Annotated in this window: 12 protein-coding genes; 11 read left to right on the top strand and 1 reads right to left on the bottom strand. The window is 62.4% G+C overall.

Annotated features, from left to right (window positions below; all coding sequences use genetic code 11):
* The first annotated feature begins 202 nt into the window (after nt 1-202).
* The 7 genes from ASC68_RS05615 to ASC68_RS05585 all read left to right on the top strand — a co-directional run bounded on the left by ASC68_RS05615 (nt 203) and on the right by ASC68_RS05585 (nt 12,362).
* A complete protein-coding gene (locus ASC68_RS05615) occupies nt 203-1,480 on the top strand; it encodes a VpsF family polysaccharide biosynthesis protein (RefSeq protein WP_156384614.1) in 1,278 nt (425 codons plus the stop codon).
* Between the two features lie 102 nt (nt 1,481-1,582).
* Entirely contained in the window at nt 1,583-2,593 is a 1,011-nt protein-coding gene (locus ASC68_RS05610; RefSeq protein ID WP_055876150.1) for a sterol desaturase family protein, read from the top strand.
* Nucleotides 2,590-3,783 carry a GNAT family N-acetyltransferase gene (locus tag ASC68_RS05605; RefSeq protein ID WP_055876147.1) on the top strand — a complete coding sequence of 398 codons (1,194 nt, stop codon included), beginning with the start codon at nt 2,590-2,592 and terminating at the stop codon, nt 3,781-3,783. The genes ASC68_RS05610 and ASC68_RS05605 overlap by 4 nt, the downstream gene beginning before the upstream one ends.
* Nucleotides 3,784-4,237: 454 nt before the next feature.
* The gene (locus tag ASC68_RS05600; protein WP_055876144.1) at nt 4,238-4,483 is read left to right on the top strand and encodes a hypothetical protein; all 246 of its coding nucleotides are present in this window, start codon (nt 4,238-4,240) and stop codon (nt 4,481-4,483) included.
* Nucleotides 4,484-4,786: 303 nt separating this feature from the next.
* Nucleotides 4,787-5,461 (top strand): hypothetical protein, encoded by a 675-nt coding sequence (locus tag ASC68_RS05595; RefSeq protein WP_156384613.1) that lies wholly within the window; start codon nt 4,787-4,789, stop codon nt 5,459-5,461.
* A 21-nt stretch (nt 5,462-5,482) separates the two neighbouring features.
* On the top strand, nt 5,483-5,728 hold the full coding sequence (locus ASC68_RS05590) for a hypothetical protein (protein ID WP_055876136.1): 246 nt from the start codon (nt 5,483-5,485) through the stop codon (nt 5,726-5,728).
* A gap of 46 nt (nt 5,729-5,774) precedes the next feature.
* Complete coding sequence (locus tag ASC68_RS05585; protein WP_055876130.1) at nt 5,775-12,362, top strand: calcium-binding protein; 6,588 nt, start codon at nt 5,775-5,777, stop codon at nt 12,360-12,362.
* A gap of 227 nt (nt 12,363-12,589) precedes the next feature.
* Here ASC68_RS05585 and ASC68_RS05580 read toward each other — a convergent pair whose 3' ends face one another.
* The gene (locus ASC68_RS05580; protein WP_055876127.1) at nt 12,590-12,847 is read right to left on the bottom strand and encodes a DUF1344 domain-containing protein; all 258 of its coding nucleotides are present in this window, start codon (nt 12,845-12,847) and stop codon (nt 12,590-12,592) included.
* 216 nt (nt 12,848-13,063) lie between these two features.
* Here ASC68_RS05580 and ASC68_RS05575 point away from each other — a divergent pair, with 216 nt between their 5' ends.
* From ASC68_RS05575 to ASC68_RS05560, 4 genes are all read left to right on the top strand, one after another.
* On the top strand, nt 13,064-13,744 hold the full coding sequence (locus ASC68_RS05575) for a response regulator transcription factor (RefSeq protein WP_055876124.1): 681 nt from the start codon (nt 13,064-13,066) through the stop codon (nt 13,742-13,744).
* Nucleotides 13,728-15,098: a HAMP domain-containing sensor histidine kinase gene (locus ASC68_RS05570; protein ID WP_055876121.1), complete on the top strand. Its 1,371-nt coding sequence runs from the start codon at nt 13,728-13,730 to the stop codon at nt 15,096-15,098. The genes ASC68_RS05575 and ASC68_RS05570 overlap by 17 nt, the downstream gene beginning before the upstream one ends.
* A gap of 125 nt (nt 15,099-15,223) precedes the next feature.
* Nucleotides 15,224-15,625: a hypothetical protein gene (locus ASC68_RS05565; protein ID WP_055876118.1), complete on the top strand. Its 402-nt coding sequence runs from the start codon at nt 15,224-15,226 to the stop codon at nt 15,623-15,625.
* A gap of 220 nt (nt 15,626-15,845) precedes the next feature.
* Nucleotides 15,846-17,105, top strand: a complete 1,260-nt coding sequence (locus tag ASC68_RS05560; RefSeq protein ID WP_055876116.1) for an Hsp70 family protein — start codon at nt 15,846-15,848, stop codon at nt 17,103-17,105.
* The last annotated feature ends 29 nt before the right edge of the window (nt 17,106-17,134 follow it).

Below are 17,134 nucleotides of genomic sequence, written 5' to 3'. Positions count from 1 at the left end.
ATGGGATAAGGCTACGGGGAGGCGCCGCGAGGGGATTGGAAAAATCCGACAATCACCTGCCGGCAGAGGCGGCCGCTCACGAGCGCGCGCCGATGCATACAGCGATACGACCGATCTTAACGCCGCATTTCCGAAGCTGAACTAGCCTTGGCATCGTCGCCAATGTGCCCGGCGGCTGCACCTGATCCAGCCGGATGCCCCAATGAGTTCTACGTCGGCCGGGTTTGACAGATCGCCGACAGATGCCGCGCGCCAGCAGAACGCGGTGTCGCTGCTGTTCTTCTTCTGCGTCGCCGCGGCATTCATCGCCCGCTTCGCCGTGTCGTCGCAGCTGATGAACCGGGTCGTCGCCTACACCACGGAAGCCGGGCCGTTTTACGAGAAGCTGCATTTCGGCACCTATGCCGTGCTGTTCCTGCTGCCGGTCGTGCTGTTCAGCCGGCCGTTCCTGCTGCGCGGCGACGAGATCGGCAAGTTTCGGGCCCTGGTGCGCTACAGCGGGCTGATGCTGCTGCTGGTGCTGTTCATGTTCGTTACCGGGCGGGCAGGCTCGTCGGTCGTCCTGATCGATACCTATCTGGTGACCGGCGGGGCTGGCTTGATCATGCTGGCGCTGAACCCGACGTCGCGCCGGCTGCTCGGCGACGTCACCCTGGGCCTGCTCATCCTCAGCGCCGCCCTCGGGACCCTCGAGGCGCTGACGCAGCAGCGGATCATGCCTTACGATGCCGTGGAGCTGGGGTTCCGGCCAGTCGGTCTCTCCGAGCACCCGCTGGCGCTCGGCACCACCTGCGCCATTGCCGTGGGTTTCGTGGCGCTGACCAATTGGCGCGTCTGGATCCGTGTCGCCTGCATCATCGTGCTGTTTATCGGAGCCGCGGCCTCCGGCGCGCGCATGGCGCTGCTGGTGACCGTCGTCGAGATCTTCGCCCTCATCATTGTGGTGCCGTGGCCCCGTCTGTCCCAACGCCACCAGCGGCAGGCCAAGCTGTTCGTCTTGCTCGCTGCAGCTGCGGGTGGTGCGGTGCTGACCGGCATCCTGCTTTCGGCGGGCCTGCTCAGCCGCTTCACCAGCACCCTGTTCGACGAGAACTTCTTCGTTCGGGTGAGCATCTATGACGTGTTCAAATATGTGAGCTTCGAGCAGGTCATGTTCGGCATGGACGGCAAGGAGCTCATCAGGATCGTCACCGAAAAGCTCCATATGCCGACGATCGAGAGCGCTCAGGTCGTCATCGTGCTGCTGTTCGGCCTGCCGGTGGCGCTGCTGTTTGCCTGGCTGGTGATCTGGATGCTGCTGCGCATGTTGCGCCATGCCCCGCTCGCCGCCTGGATCGGCGTGGCGGCGACGCTGCTGGCGGCGCTTTCCAACAACACATTTTCGTCCAAGACCCCGATCGTCATGATGATGATCGTCCTGGTGCTCGCCTACAATGCCAACGGCATCAAGGCCGCGCCGGAAAAGCCTGTCCAGGCTTAGCTGCGGGGCCGCCCCATATTAAGGACGATTCGAGTAGGAGCAGGCATCCGCGGCCCCGCTCTGGCATCTTGGCCCCAGTATCTGGATCCTCTCGAGGCCGCGATGATTTCTGACATCGTCGATTTGGTAACCACCAAGCTCGTCAACGCCGTAAGCGGCGAGAACGGCATCACGCTGCTCATCCTGTTCGCGACGGCCTTCGTCAGCGCCCTCGTCGCCTATTGGCGGACGGTAGAGGACAAATCGTTCGGCGATTTCTTCAGCTTCGCGCTGCCCAAGGAGGTGATCATGCATCCCTCGGCGCGCGCTGACCTGCTGTTCTACATCACCAAGCGCCTGCTGATGCCGCTGCTGCTGATCCCCACCGGCATCGTCTTCATCGCGCTGGTCGGCTACGGTACCAACCAGCTGATCAGCTGGATCTTCCAGATCCACGGCCCCCTGCTCGAGGGCCCGACACCCTGGTGGGTGCTGGTGCTGTTCACCGGCTCGATGCTGATCGCCTACGACATCTCGTACTATTTGTACCACGTCGCGCAGCACAAGGTGCCGTTCCTGTGGGAGCTGCACAAGGTGCACCACTCGGCCGAAGTGCTGGTGGGCATTACCAAGGACCGCGTCCATCCGCTCGACGACCTGATGAACCGGGTGTGGGATGGGCTCATTCCCGGCATCTGTTTCGGGGTGTGGAGCATTATTGCGCTCGATCCGGTCGAGCTCACCGTGTTCGGCATCAATGTCTATGCTATGCGCAACCTGCTGATGATGGATTTCGTCCGGCACACCCACTACAAAATCTCGTTCGGGCCGCTCGATAACTACATCCTGTCGCCGCACTGGCATCAGTTGCACCACAGCGCCGACCCGCGTCACTACGACAAGAATTTCGGCCTCCTGCTGTCGATCTGGGATCGGATGTTCGGCACGGCCTATGTTCCCGACCCCGACGAAGAGATGAAGTTCGGGCTGCTCGATCGCGACAAGGACGACTACCAGTCGTTGTTCGGGCTCTATCTGCTGCCGCTCAAGAAGATGGCCGGCCATGTCGCGCGCTGGTTCGGCCGGCGCCCCGCACCGATCACTCCGCCCCCTTCGGAACCCACACAGCCATGAACGTCCATGCTCCCATGGTGCGCCTCGATGATCGTTTCGAGGACTATCGCCTCGAGATTGTCGAGAGCGATGCCCGCCTGGCCGAAATCGGCGCTGCCTGGAACGCCCTGTGGCGGCGCGGCGATGGACTGATCTTTCAGAGCCACGACTGGGTTGCGGCCTGGTGGAGGACCGTGCCGAACCGGGACGGCCGACAGCTGCGGATCGGGCTGATCTGGCGCGGCGACGAGCTGATGGCTATCCTGCCGCTGGCCATCCAGCGCCGCAAAGGCCTCAGATTCCTCGAATGGGCGGCCAATGACTGCAGCGACTATGCCGATGTGCTGATCCACCCGCGCTGCCCGCCCGCCGCGCTCAGCCAGCTGTGGCGGCAGGTGGTCGCTGCCGGCGGGTTCGACCTCTACTTCCTCAACCGGCTGCGGCCGGACGCGAAGTTCCGCGCCCTGCTCGATGCACCCGGTGGCCTGAGCCTACCCGCCAATCGCCGCACCGAAATCTGCTCGCAGGTCGCGGGGGACTGGGCGACGGGGGCCCAGTGGTTCGAGGCGCAGTCGAAGAAAACCCGGCAGAACTACCGGCGCGGGCGCAAGGCACTGGAGGAGAGTGGCAAGGTGGTGTTCCGCCTGCTGCCGCTCGACGAGCCCGCGGGCCCGGTGCTGGCGCGGCTCGGCGAACTGAAGCGGCAGTGGCTGGCGGGGAACGGCCGCGTTGCGCCGCTGTTCGACGCTGGCGCTCCGGCGCTGCCGGCATTGGTCGAGGTGCTGGCGAAGGCCGGCGCGCTCAGGATTTTCGTCATCGAATGCGCGGGGACCACCGTCGCCATTTCGGTCAATTTCGTGCAGCGCGGCACCCTGATGGCGTTTCTCACCAGCTACGATCCGAGCTTCGAGCGCGGTTCGCCCGGGATGGTGCTGCTGATGGATTATGTTCAGTGGTCGATCGACCAGGGACTCGAGATGGTGGATTTCCTCTGTGGTGAGGAGCCGTTCAAGGTCCGCTTTGCCACCCAGACGCTGACCCTGACCTCGGTGATGGGGCCGGCGACGCTGAAGGGCAGGCTCGCCATATTGGTCGACGAAATACGGCTCAGGTCGCAGTCAGCGCTCGATCGGTGGCGAGCCTGGCGTGCCGCTAACGTCAAGCGGCCAGGATCGAGCCAAAGCACCGAGCTGGTGCGCGACGACGCCTAGCGGACGAACCGTCACGAGCGCCCTCGTAGAGCCGCAGCACTCCAGATCCGGTCGTGAACAGAAGCAGCCCAAATGAACACCCCTCCCGCAGACGCGTGCGTGTGGCTTAGCATTTCGCATGTTAAGAGCGAGCTGTTGTTCGGATTTGCCTGCGATCTCTTCCAGAAAGATTCAGCGACCACGGTCGCGCGCCTTGAAGCGTTCACTCGAGGGGGTGCGATAGCGGTGGAGAACTGCCTTCGGTGATGTGGATCCGCCCGCAACGCGCCGTGCACGATCGACGCAAGCTGCCGCACCTTTTCAGTGCTGCGGGGTTGCTCACGGTATCTGAAGCGTTTGCCGAGGTACTGAGTGGCTTTGAGCTAGGGCAAACCCGGCTCCGCCTTGTGGAGCTGCTGCATTCCAATCGCCGAGAGCTATTCCGGGGCGGTACTATTTTCTCAGTATTGCCGAGGTGCGGCGGTACTTCTCGCCCGAGTTCTCGACGCGCTTCGAAGCAATGCCGAACTCGGCGACCTCCTATATCGGGAGTGTCGGAAACGAGCTGCCGGATGACGATGTTACAGTTGTCCCGGCGGCGCTGAGCGATCCAGATCTGTGGATCGATGACACGCTGCTCAGGCATTTTTTCTGCTCCGACCGGCTGACGCAGGCGCTTCGCGCCGCAAAGATTGCGAGCAGGTTCGTTGCTGGGTTTTGACGGAACACTGAATATGGAGAAATGCACCTTCGCCACCCACCCGGGACATGTGTTTGAGTGTTGACCGATTGGCTTCGGCATGTCAGCCTCATGAAGCTTATCGACGATCTACACAAACGAAATTCGATCACGTTATTTCTGCATACATCAAACTGCGCTGGGTAAATGAGGCGATGCTGTTGCGGGTTGGAAATTTGCGAGTGCCTCGAAGTATGATCCAATGAGAGCGATCGTCGATTGGCGGAACACCGGCGTTCGCGGGGAAGATTAGGTGACGATAGTCGCCTCTCGATTTGAGCAGTGTTGAGCAACGTGGAAGACAACGCCAAAGACAACGTCCCGTCCGAAGCATGCGTTTGGCTTAGCGTATCGCATATTAAGAGCGAATTGCTGTTTGGATTTACGTGCGACCTAATCGAAACAAATTTGCCCGCCGTGGCCTCACTTATCCAGGCATTCAGGCAAGGGGTGGCCGTCGAAGGTGGTCAACTGCCTTCGACGATGTGGATCCGACCTCAGCGCGCGGCACAGGACAGAAACAAGCTGCCGCACCTTTTCAGTGCTGCGGGGTTTCTTACCGTGTCCGAAGAGTTTGCCGAGGTTCTGAGCGGCTTTGACCTTGGGCAAACGCGGCTCTATCCAGTGGAGTTGCTGCACTCCAATCGCAGAGAGGCTTTTCCGGGACGCTACTATTTCCTTAACATAGCAGAGGTGCACCGGTACTTCTCGCCGGAACATTCGGCCCGCTTCGAACGGATACCCAACCCTGCGACTACCTATGTCGCAACTATCGAAGCGGAGGCGCAGGATGACGATGTCACAGTCATCCCGGCAGCGCTGAACGGCCCCGATCTTTGGATCGACGACACATTCCGCAGTCATTTTTTCTGCTCTGACCGGCTGGCGCAGACGCTTCGCGCCGCAAAGGTGGCGAGTCACTTGCCGCTATTTCGCTGCCGGGTTTTGACACCAAGCTGATTGATTTTTGGGGATACGGAAGTGGATTACCTTTGGCAGTTCCATGTTCATCATATCATCCCCGAGAAAGCTTACGATGACGTACTGGTGGGGCAAGCCCTGGAGGCAGCTGGCTTCTTCCAGCAAGCGAAAGGCAACAAGATCGCCTTATTTGCCAGTTCGGAAACGGCAGCCATTGCCCGCCAATCGATAAATAGCGGCAGCAGTTTTTACCTTGACGCTGGCTTCGGGGGCTCGGTCCACCCCCGGGCGAGAGACTGGCCTTAGTCACAAGGGCTACAACGATTTTGCCCTGGCTCAACTTGAAGCGATAATGCTCGCTGATCCTGCCGACAGGCAGGCCGCCTTCACGAAGCTCCACGCGTTTCTCACCGATGTATCGGAGGGGCGCTTCGCCAACCTCGGCGTTGAGAGCAGGTCGGCGGCGTTAGGCAGCACTTGGGTTGACTACGATCCCAGCCCGGCCGAACTAAGCCAGCGTACCGCTGATTTCGATCCAACGATTACCGATGCCAATGGCCTGAGCAATGACGAGGAGCGCTACGAGAATATCAGGGACCAGATTGAGAAGGCGTACGACGCGGGGCACTTGACCGAGGCGCAGTACCACAACCATGTTGCCGATCTAGGGGCCAGCGTTTCTAAGGGACCCAGCCACGTCTCAGCCGTCGGCGTCGCCGCGACCATCGACATTCAAAAGAACATGGGCTCGATCCAGCCCAGTGCGAAGTCGGAGTTCGCGCTTCTTGTCACAAAGTTCGTCGGTGATCAGAACGCCTCGGTCCCGGTCGACGTTTTCGATCGGATGATGTCTTCGATGGATCGGCTCGGTGACCGGGTGGCTGGTGACTTCGGGGCCCGCTTGCCCGCTTCGCTGGATGGGCTTGGGAGTTCCACCGTCGGCGCCATGGCGACCAGCATGGGGAGCATACTTGCCGGTATCGGTGGCGGGGCCATTGGCGACGTCGTCGAATTCCTGAATGCAAGCTATGAATCCATCAAGATCGGTCTCGATACAAACGATTGGTCCAGTTTCAGGCAGAACATACTGACATATGGGGCTTCGGCAGTAATAAGTGCTGCGGTAGTAGCCCTCAGCGTCGCCGCCGCCGCGGAAATCGGTGTGTTGGCCGCCTCCGTCGTCGCCGCCGGCTGGGCGGCCTATGGTGTCTACGATGCCCTCACCAACGGGATCGAACTGATCGGAAAGCTGCATGCCGACTGGCGGGACAGTGATCTCGGAAAACTCCTCACCGAGTTCTTCGATCTGCCGCCGCTCTCCCCCCTGGTTCTCGACCTTGACGGTGACGGCGTCGAGCTTGTCGCGCTGCAGAACTCGGGGACCTTTTTTGACCTCGATGCGGATGGTGTTACGGAACTTGCCGGTTGGGTTGCCGCCGACGATGCATTGCTGGCGATTGATCTCGATGGCGACGGACGCATCGACAACGGCTCGGAGCTGTTTGGCGACCAGACCGGCTTCGCCCACGGCTTCCTGGCGCTCGCAGAGCATGACAGCAATGACGACGGCATCATCGACGCGCAGGACAGCACATTTGCTGAGCTATTGCTGTGGCGAGACGCAAATGGCGATGGAGTGAGTCAATCCGGCGAGTTGAAGACGCTGGCCGAACTCGGCGTCGCTTCGATCTCGCTGTCAGCGACCGCCACGAACCAGCAGGTAGCCGGGCACGGCATTCTCTGGCAATCCGGCTTCACGCGGACTGACGGCTCTACGGGAACCGTGTCGGACGTATTCTTCGAAATCGATCCGATCCGGACCAGGGCTGTGGTGCCCGATGGGTTCCAGTTCGATCCCGATGTGTTCAAGCTGCCGGTGATCCAGGGCGCAGGACAGCTCCCGTCTACGCTCATTGCCCTCAGCGCCCAACCGGCACTCAAGGCGCAGTTTACGGCGCTCTTGGCTCAGGCCGCGTCGGGAGACATTGGTGGTCTTCTCGCAGGGTTCGAGGCCTTCGTCTACGCTTGGGCAGGCGTCGCCAACGTCGAACCGGATAGCCGTGGTCCTGCAATGGACGCGCGTAAAGTTGCGTTTCTCGAAGCGATCTTAGGCCGGCAGTATCAGCAGGACGACTACGCCTATCTTGCCAACCCTGGGCCTGTCGCGGCGCTGATGCTCGACTGGGAAGCTTCGAAGATCATCGAGGCCATGGCGGCCCAGTTCCTCGCGCAATCGACGATATCGCACGCGCAACTGACAGCCACGTCGGCGGCAACGTACGAAGCGGCCATCGCGGGGCACCCGCTCAACATGCTCCCATCCGTCGGCGACGATGCCGGCTCCTATGATTGGGTCGGAGAAATCCTGGCCGATGCGGCGAGCGAGACGGGACTCACCCTTGCTCAGGCCGGCACTTTGTTGCGCATCATGCGCCACGAGGCGAGCGACCTCGGCGCCTACGAACAGGCCATTGTTCATGGCTATGTCAGCATCGGAGTTGCTGCCGGGATCGCGCAGCAGATGGCTGCCCGACTTGTTGCTGAGGACGGCTACTACGTCACCGATGGCCCGGGCGATGAGCTGGTACCGGACGCCCTGATGGCAGACCATGCAGTCTATGTTGCCGACCCCTCGGGTAACGACACGCTTCAGGGAACCAAGGGGGACGATGTTCTGGTGGGGCGCGAGGGCAACGACACCTATGTCTGGGGCACCGGCATGGGCAATGATGTCACTGACGAAGAAGGCGATGCCGACCCCAACAACACCACCGACGTCGATCGGCTCGTCCTGACAAACCTGACGGCGGAGGACGTGCGGTTCGTCCGCATGATCGAGCCTGGCTTCGACATGGACCTAATGATCGAGGTCGTCGATACCGGAGAGTGGTTGCTCCTCGACGATCAGCTGAGCTCTTACGCCTTTGAAGCAATCGAACAGATCGTGTTCGCCGATGGCCAGGTTATGCTGGCGGCGGAGTTCGAACAGTTGGCCAGGGTCTGGGTTGATGGAACGGCGGCGGACGATGTCCTCACCGGCCCGAACATTGCCAGCGGTATCAATGGCTGGTCTGGTAATGACGTGATCGACGCCGGAACCGGCCAGGACATGCTGGCCGGCGGCAGTGGCAATGACACGTTGCGCGGTGGTGAGGGCAACGACACCTACGTCTATTCCCGCGGCGACGGCCATGACTCGACCACCGAAGGGACCAATCAAGGCGCCGCCGACAAAGTCGTCCTCACCGATATCAATCCAGACGATGTCGCCCTTGTCCGAAACGGAAACAACGTCACGCTGCTGATCGGCGAGAGTGCCCCAGGCGCCGGAGATGGTGGTTCGATCCTTCTTAACGAAAACCTGGACGATTACTTCGATAGAGGCGTCGAGCAGATCGTATTCGCCGACGGCACCACCTGGGCTCGGGTGGACTTGCGGCTGAGGCTCCTGGCGCARGCCTCGACCGACGGCAAYGACACGATCGTCGGATTCAATACTGGCAATACCATTACCGGCGGCCTCGGCAACGATACTTTGCGCGGTGAGGCCGGCAACGACACCTATGTCTATTCCCGCGGCGAYGGCCATGACTCGATCGCCGAAGGGACCAATCATGGCGGTGCCGACAAACTCGTGCTCACCGATATCAACCCCGACGACGTCAGCCTCCTCCGGAAYGGAAACGACGTCACGCTGGTGATCGCCGAAAGCACTCCAGGGGCCGGAGACGGTGGCTCGATCTTCCTCGACGAAAACCTGGACGATTACTTCGATAGAGGCGTCGAGCAGATCGTATTCGCCGACGGCACCGTGTGGAGCCGCGCTACCCTGCGGAGTATGGTGCTGCTTGGAACCTCAGGCAATGACATCATCACCGGCTTCAGCTCGAACGACTACCTCAACGGCGCCAGCGGCAACGACACCTTGGATGGGGGTGATGGCAACGATGCCGTCCACGGCGGTGATGGCAACGACGTAGTTCGAGGTGGGAACGGCGACGACAGCCATTTCGGCGGCAACGGCGATGACGTCATATACGGCAGTGTTGGAACCGATAGCTTCGATGGCGGGGCTGGCAAGGATTCGTTGAACTTCGATTACACCAGCGCAGCGCTGACCGTGGATCTGGCGAACGGCTCCGTCAGCTTTGAGACGGGACAGATAGAAGCCGCGATTGACTTCGAGAACTTCACATCGGGTGCAGGCAACGACACCCTGTTGGGCTCGGCCCAGGGAAACACTATGCGAGGTGGCGGCGGCAACGACACCATCAATGGCGCCGGTGGCGACGACATCATCGACGGCGGCGACGGAGATGACAGCCATTTTGGCGGAGACGGCGACGACCGTCTTGTCGCCAATGCCGGCACGGACACGTTCGACGGTGGCGATGGCGTCGATACTATCGATACGACCTACTACGCATCCAACATCCAGGTCGATTTCGCATCCGGAACGCTCACCTTCGCCAATGGAGTCAGTGAGAGCGCCATAAACATTGAGAATGCCACCACAGGGGCCGGCAATGATGTGCTGGTTGGCAGCTCGGGCAGCAACCGGCTCAACAGCGGAGACGGCAACGATGCTCTGCACGGCGGAGATGGCGACGACATTCTCGATGGCGGCGCGGGTCTCGACAGTTACTTCGGCGGCGGTGGCGACGACCTGCTTATCGGCAATCTTGGCGCCGACACGTTTGACGGCGGAGATGGTAACGACACACTCGAGCTCACCTACACAAGCGAGAGCGTAACGGCCAACCTCACCGCTGGAACCGTTCTGTTCGCCGGCGGCACGACGGAGACGGCGGTCAATATCGAGAACCTCAGAGGTGGCAGCGGAAACGACACAATCCTGGGGACGAGCGGAAGCAACGTGCTCGGCGGCGGGCTCGGAAGCGACCAGCTCGATGGCGGCTCGGGTGTCGATACCGCCATCTACAGCGGCGCACGGCAGGACTACTCGATCGTCGAGAACGTCGACGGTAGCTTCACCATCACGGATCTGAACGCGAGCGACGGCAACGAGGGCACGGATCTCCTCACGTCCATCGAGTTCGCGCGATTCTCGGATCAGGACGTTGTGCTGGCCGTCGAACCAATCCATCAGGCTATTGACGGGATACTCTCTATCCCAGTCGGCTCGACCGCCCAGGGCAAAATTCAGCTGACCGTGCCACCCGGATACGACGGCATCTTTGAGTATTCGATCATCGACGATGCCGATCACGGGTCGGTCTCAATTGGCTTAGATGGCACCTACTCTTATGCGGCCAACCCTGCATATGTTGGCGGCGATGGCTTCTCGGTCAGAATCGAAGATGAGTTCGGCGGTGTCCAGGTAGCGACGGTCGCCGTTTTCGTTCGTCAGGCGGTGACGCAGTCTCCGGTCTCCTTTGTCAATGCGTATTGGCGGGCCAGCAACATAACGACGGACGCCGATTATTGGAGGATGGACCCCGCGATATCCGCCCTCGAGGACGGTGGCTACATCGTCGCCTGGTCGCAGGATGGGCGTGACGGTTCGCTGAGCGGAGTCTTGGCGCGGCGATACGACATTGACGGAAATGCGCTAGGCAGCGAGTTCCAGGTCAACACCTATGCCACCAATGATCAATCGCTGGCCGACGTAGCCGGACTGAGCGGAGGTGGTTTCGTCGTCACGTGGACGTCCACGTCGCAGGACGGCAGCAACGACGGCGTCTATGCGCAGCGCTACACCTCGACCGGTGCAAAGGCCGGTGGCGAGTTCCGCGTTAACACGACAACGGCCGACTATCAGCGGCGATCGACCGTGGCGGCGACGGATGATGGCGGCTTCATCGTGACCTGGGAAAGCAACGGTCAGGATGGGAGTGATTTCGGCGTCTACGTTCGCAAGTATGACTCCGCCGGCTCCGCAGTGACTACAGAGCTTCGCGTCAATACTTTTGCGACCAACTGGCAACGTGTGCCGCAGGTTCAAGAACTGACGGATGGAAAGTTCGTTGTAGTATGGGACTCCAATACCCAAGACGGCAGCGGTCTCGGTGTATATGGGCAAGTGTTCAATGCCGACGGAAGTAAGTTCGGCAACGAACTTCAGATCCATGAATACTTGCAAAATGCGCAGCGGGAGCCGCAAATCGCCGCCCTTCGTGATGGGGGCTTCGTTGTGATCTGGGAGGATGAGAGCGGGGGCTTCGGTGCGGGAAGCGGTACCGATATTGTCGGCCGCCTGTTCAGCTCGGACGGAGTGAGCGAGGGACCGAGCTTCCGCATCAACAGCTCAGGTTTTGCGGGGAGCCAAACCGCACCCACTGTTGCAGCTCTTCCGGATGGTGACTTCGTAGTCATCTGGGGTGATTTGTCCGACGGCACGATACGCGGCCAGCGGTTTGACTCTCTTGGTCAGGCCGAGGGGTCGGGAATCTTCCTTGCCGACTACGCGATCAATGAGGCCTGGAGGCCCGAGGTCTCCGTGCTGGAGGACGGCGGCATAGCATTGGCTTGGCAGTTCTCGGAAACAGCCGGCGGCCGAACGGCCATCAGAACCACCCTCCTTCTCGGCGATCACGTGGGCGCGGTCTCTGGAACCGCCGGCGCCGACACGATCATCGGCGATGACATCAGGAACACCTTCGACGGCGGCGATGGCGATGATCGCTTGGACGGCGCCGGGGGTGGCGACTGGCTGACTGGTGGCGTTGGCGATGACTCGTTCGTGTTCCGCGGGGACTTCGGCAGCGACGAAGTCGAGGATTTTGAGATCCACGCTGGCGGCGCGAATGGTGACGTGATCGAGATCCATGACCAGACTGGCCTCACGTTCGCCGATGTCATTGCCGATGCGGAGCAAAGGGGTTCCGACGCATATCTCGATCTGGGGGAAGGCAATTCCATCACCCTCCGCGGCGTCGCCGTCAGTGCGCTGACGGTGCAGGACTTTTGGTTCGTTTAGGTACTTCGAGCTGGACTGAGAGGATCTGGTTGAGGTGTCGGACGGGCAGCGTTGAAACCCATCGTGCCGTGGGTAAATCGCGCGTCGGTTCAACGTTGTCGCTCCTGGACGACCCCCGAATTGACCAACCCCAGCTCCGGGCCACGTCCCCGTTTAGCAAACGACAATCGGCGAGGAGCCGGGACGAAGCTCCTCGCCTGCGGGCCTGTCGGTGATCGGGAGACTGATCAGCCGGCAGTGATCGCCGACGCCTGGTTCACCTTGCCGTTGAGGGTATAGGTGATCGCGACCTTCTCGCCGGCTTTCAGCTTGGAGAAGTCGCACTTGGGCGCGAACTGGTAGACGGACTTGTCGGCCAGGGTCACGGTGCACGCCTTGCCGTCCATCGACTGGATGGCGCCATGGGCGGTGCTGGGGGCGGCCAGCGCCATCGAGGACGCGCCGATCGAAGCGACGAGCATCAGGGGAACAAGGAACTTGCGCATGACGATCTCCTTTTCGTCAGGTTCGCCACGCCGGCTTTGGGTGGCGGCCGGTGCGTGGTGCAGCGGCGAGACAGAAGCTGGGGCCGGCCGATTGCTCCCTCCTTTCCTGAAACTTACATATTCGTAAGCCGACAGGACGGCTGCACCGGGTGTAGGTTGCGACCAGGCGGCAATGCCATCGTCGGGCGCGCCGCGCTTCAATGTCGAGGTTGCACGGTGAAGGTCGTTGTCGCCGAAGACGACCGGACGTCGTCGGATTTCATCCGCAAGGGCCTGGCCCAGCAAGGGCACAGTGTCGAATCGGTGTTCGACGGCCGCGACGCCCTGACCTTCTGTCTCTACAATAGCTGCGACGTGCTGGTGCTCGACCGGATGATGCCCGGCATGGACGGGCTGTCGGTCGCCAAGGCGCTGCGCGCCTCCGGGCGCACCATGCCGATCCTGTTCCTCACCTCGATGGGCGATGTCGACGACCGGGTCGAGGGGCTGATGGCCGGCGGCGATGATTACCTGGTCAAACCCTTCCATTTCTCCGAGCTGATGGCACGGATCACCGTGCTGGCGCGGCGGCCGCAGACGGCGGAAGCCTCGACGCGGCTCAGCATTCACGACCTCGAACTCGACCTGCTGGACCACACCGCGACGCGGGCCGGCACCCGCATCGAACTGCAGGCCAAGGAGTTCGCCATCCTGGCGCTGCTGATGCGCAACGCGGGGCGGATCGTCACGAAGACCATGCTGCTCGAGCAGGTGTGGGACTTCAATTTCGACCCGCAGACGACGGTGGTCGAAACCCATATGAGCCGGCTCAGGGCCAAGATCGACAAGCCGTTCGAGGTGCCGCTGATCCACACCACCCGCAATACGGGCTACTCGATCCATGCACCGCGTCAGTAGCATTCTCGCCGGGGCGGCGTTCCGCTCGGCGGTGCTGTCGCTGCTGCTGTTCCTTGCGGTGTTCCTGGTCGCCGGCGTGGTGATCGTCAGCCAGACCAGCAGCGAGGCCGAGAGCGAGATCCGGGCGCTGGTCAGCAACGAGTTCGAGCTGTTCCGCGAGGCGGCCGACACCGGTGACATGGACCAGTTGCGGCAACTGGTCGACAGCTCTGCCGCTGCAGCCGGGCCGCGCTTTTTCGTCGTCGCCCTCTACCGGCCCGACGGCACGCTGTTGGCCGGCGACGATATCCCGCGGCCGGCGAAACTGGGCTGGAGCACGATCAGCTCGGGGATCAACGTCACGACGCCATCGGAACAGTACCTGGCGCTGACCGAGGATATCGGCGGCAACCGGGTGACCTTCGGGCGGACGCTGTTCTTCGTCGAAGTCGGCTCGGCGGCGCTGTGGCGCGCCTTGATGCTGGCGAGCATCGTGGTTGGCATCGGGGCGCTGGCGATCGGCTATTTCACCAGCCATGGAGTCTCGGCCAAGCTCGACCGCATGGCCGATACGCTGGAACGGGTGGCGCGCGGCGACAGCCGGGTCCGCCTGCCGGTCGGCCGCTCGAACGACCAGGTCGACCGGGTATCGCGGCAGATGAATGCCCATCTCGACCGGTTGAGCGACCTGCTCGGCACCATGCGCAACACGGTGATCTCGATCGCGCACGACCTCAAGTCGCCGCTCAGCCGCGCCTATATCCTGCTGCAGGAAGCCGAGGAGGCGCCGAGCGAGGCGGAGCAGAGCAAGCTGCTCGAGGAAGCGCAGGCCGAGATCGAGCGGCTCAACGGGATCTTCGACACCGTACTCAGGATTTCGCGCATCGAGGCCTCCGACGATCAATCCGGCTTTGCGGCCTTTTCCGCCCGCGAACTGGTGAGCGAAACGCTGCAGACCTTCGAGCCGGTGGTCGAGGAGGCCAAGCAACAGCTGGTCGAGGCGCCTGGGGATGGCGACGCGACGATTGTCGGGGATCGGCGGATGGTGGTGCAGATGCTGGTCAACCTGATCACCAATGCCTCGCGCTATAGTCCGCCCGGCGCCCGGATCGAACTCAGCGCCGGCATCGAGGATCAGCACCCGGTGCTGGTGGTGGCCGATAACGGCCCGGGGATCCCGCCCGACCGGCGCAGCGAAGTGTTCGAGCCGTTCCGCCGGCTCAACCCGGAGCGCGACGAGAAGGGCTCGGGATTGGGGCTGGCGCTGGTGCAGGCCATCGCCACCCGCCACCGGGCCAGCGTGCGGCTCGAGGACAACGGCCCCGGCCTGCGGGTGACCGTCCGCTTTCCGATCGCCGCCGCCGGCGCAGTTTGAGGATTTGTAAGGTTGGGGAGAGCGACGCGCAAACCCCGCACGTCATAACCCTGCCCGCCGATGCCGTTGCACCGACCGCCGGCCCTCCTCCGCCGACGCCAACCCACCATGCGGAGTTCCATGAAATGAACAAGCTCTCCAGCCTTTCCGTCGTCGCCCTCATTGCTGCGCTGATCGCCGCCAATCCGGTGCTCGCCGCCGTGCCGAAGTTTACGAATGGCGCGCCTGGCACCGCCATGAGCGTCGACGACTTTGCCAGCCAGCTGGCAAGTTTCAACGCCAAGGATGTCACCGACCTCGTCGGCGCCAAGAGCGTCACGGTCTACAACTACAATACCGCCTGGACCGACAAGGCCGGCAAGGCGGTTGACCTGTTGACCGAGGACTCCCAGAGCATCGGCCTGTTGCGCGAGGCGCTGAACAAGAACCCCGCCGCGGTGAAGCTGCTCGCCGACAACAAGATCAAGGTCAACCAGGTGGTCGACATCATCGATGTCGGCGGCAACGTGCAGCTCTATATCCAGTAACGGCATGGCGGACGCCATGACAGATTCCTGATCTGTCGCGGCGTCCGCCAACCACTCGCGGGAGCTCGGTCCATCGCCGGTTCGTTGCGATAACTACGCTCCCCCGCGCGGATTCCGCCGCGAGCGGGCACGCCCTCTCGACAGCTCCCGCCATACCGCCTATATCGCGCGCCCCGCTGCCCCTTCCGGTGCAGCTTTCGAGGCAGCCCCGGAGGACAGGATGGCGCGGACCCATTGCGGCATGGATTTCGGCACTTCCAACTCCACTCTCGCGGCAGCCGGCGGCAACACGCCGCCGCGGCTGCTGCCGCTCGAAGACGGCAAGCCGACCATCCCCTCGGCGATCTTCTTTTCGTTCGAGGAGGATCGCACCTTTTTTGGCCGGCAGGCGGTGAGCGAATATGTCACCGGCGCCGACGGCCGGCTGATGCGCTCGATCAAGAGCGTGCTCGGGACGTCCTTGTTCAATGACACCACAAGGGTGAAGCGCGACGCGCTGAAATTCTCCGAGATTCTGGGACGCTTCATCGCCGAACTGAAGCGGCGCTCGGAGGCTTCGCTCGGCCATGAGATTGAAGACATCGTCTGTGGCCGCCCGGTGCGCTTCGTCGATGACGACGACAAGGCCGATGCCGAGGCGCAGCGCCAGCTCGAGGGCGCGGTGCGGGCCCAGGGTTTCCGGCATATCGAGTTCCAGTTCGAGCCGATCGCCGCGGCGCTCGACTACGAGCAACTGGTAGCGGGTGAAGAACTGGGCCTGGTCGCCGATATCGGCGGCGGCACCTCGGACTTCACGGTGATCCGGCTCTCGCCGGAACGGGCCCGGCGCGCCGACCGCAAGGCCGACATTCTCGCCACGGCCGGCGTCCATGTCGGCGGCACCGATTTCGACCGCCTGCTGTCGCTGAAAAAGGTGATGCCGCTGATGGGCTACGGCACCGAGACGGCGGATGGCAAACGCCCCCTGCCCTCGGCGCCCTATTACGATCTCGCCACCTGGCATCGGATCAACCGGCTCTATAACCAGAAGACCCTGCTCGAGCTGCACTCGACCTACCAGGAGGCGCAGTTCCCCGACCTCGTCAGCATGCTGATCGCACTGGTCGAGGACCGGCAGGGACATCGGCTGGCCGGTCGCGTCGAGGAAGCCAAGATCGCGCTCAGCGAGGCGCCGCAGACCGAGTTCCGCTTCGTGACGCGCGACGTGAAGCTCGAGACGCCGATCAGCATCGAGCAGTTACACGCCGCCCTCGAAGGCGCCACGGCAGCGATCGCCGCGGCAATCGGCAGGACGCTGGTGGCGGCGGGCGTACCTGGTAGCCGGATCGACACGCTGATCCTCACCGGCGGTTCGACCCGGGTACCGGCGGTCGGCAATATGCTGAGGGCGCTGTTCCCCGAAGCCAAGGCGGTCGAAACCGATGCCTTCGGCAGCGTCGGGCTCGGCCTCGCCCTCGATGCGATGCGGCGGTTCAGCTAGCCTTCAGCTTGGTCTCGCTACGCCTCTAG

The sequence above is a fragment of the Devosia sp. Root105 genome (assembly GCF_001424865.1).
Classification (GTDB): domain Bacteria; phylum Pseudomonadota; class Alphaproteobacteria; order Rhizobiales; family Devosiaceae; genus Devosia_A.
Note: the sequence above shows the minus strand (reverse complement) of the source record. Positions and strands in the feature narration are given on the sequence as shown.

Excerpts from the sequence above, each read along its gene's own strand:
- ASC68_RS05560 (WP_055876116.1), top strand. The coding sequence starts at position 15,846 with ATGGCGCGGACCCATTGCGGCATGGATTTCGGCACTTCCAACTCCACT.
- ASC68_RS05580 (WP_055876127.1), bottom strand. The coding sequence starts at position 12,847 with ATGCGCAAGTTCCTTGTTCCCCTGATGCTCGTCGCTTCGATCGGCGCG.
- ASC68_RS05615 (WP_156384614.1), top strand. The coding sequence starts at position 203 with ATGAGTTCTACGTCGGCCGGGTTTGACAGATCGCCGACAGATGCCGCG.
- ASC68_RS05605 (WP_055876147.1), top strand. The coding sequence starts at position 2,590 with ATGAACGTCCATGCTCCCATGGTGCGCCTCGATGATCGTTTCGAGGAC.
- ASC68_RS05565 (WP_055876118.1), top strand. The coding sequence starts at position 15,224 with ATGAACAAGCTCTCCAGCCTTTCCGTCGTCGCCCTCATTGCTGCGCTG.
- ASC68_RS05610 (WP_055876150.1), top strand. The coding sequence starts at position 1,583 with ATGATTTCTGACATCGTCGATTTGGTAACCACCAAGCTCGTCAACGCC.
- ASC68_RS05570 (WP_055876121.1), top strand. The coding sequence starts at position 13,728 with ATGCACCGCGTCAGTAGCATTCTCGCCGGGGCGGCGTTCCGCTCGGCG.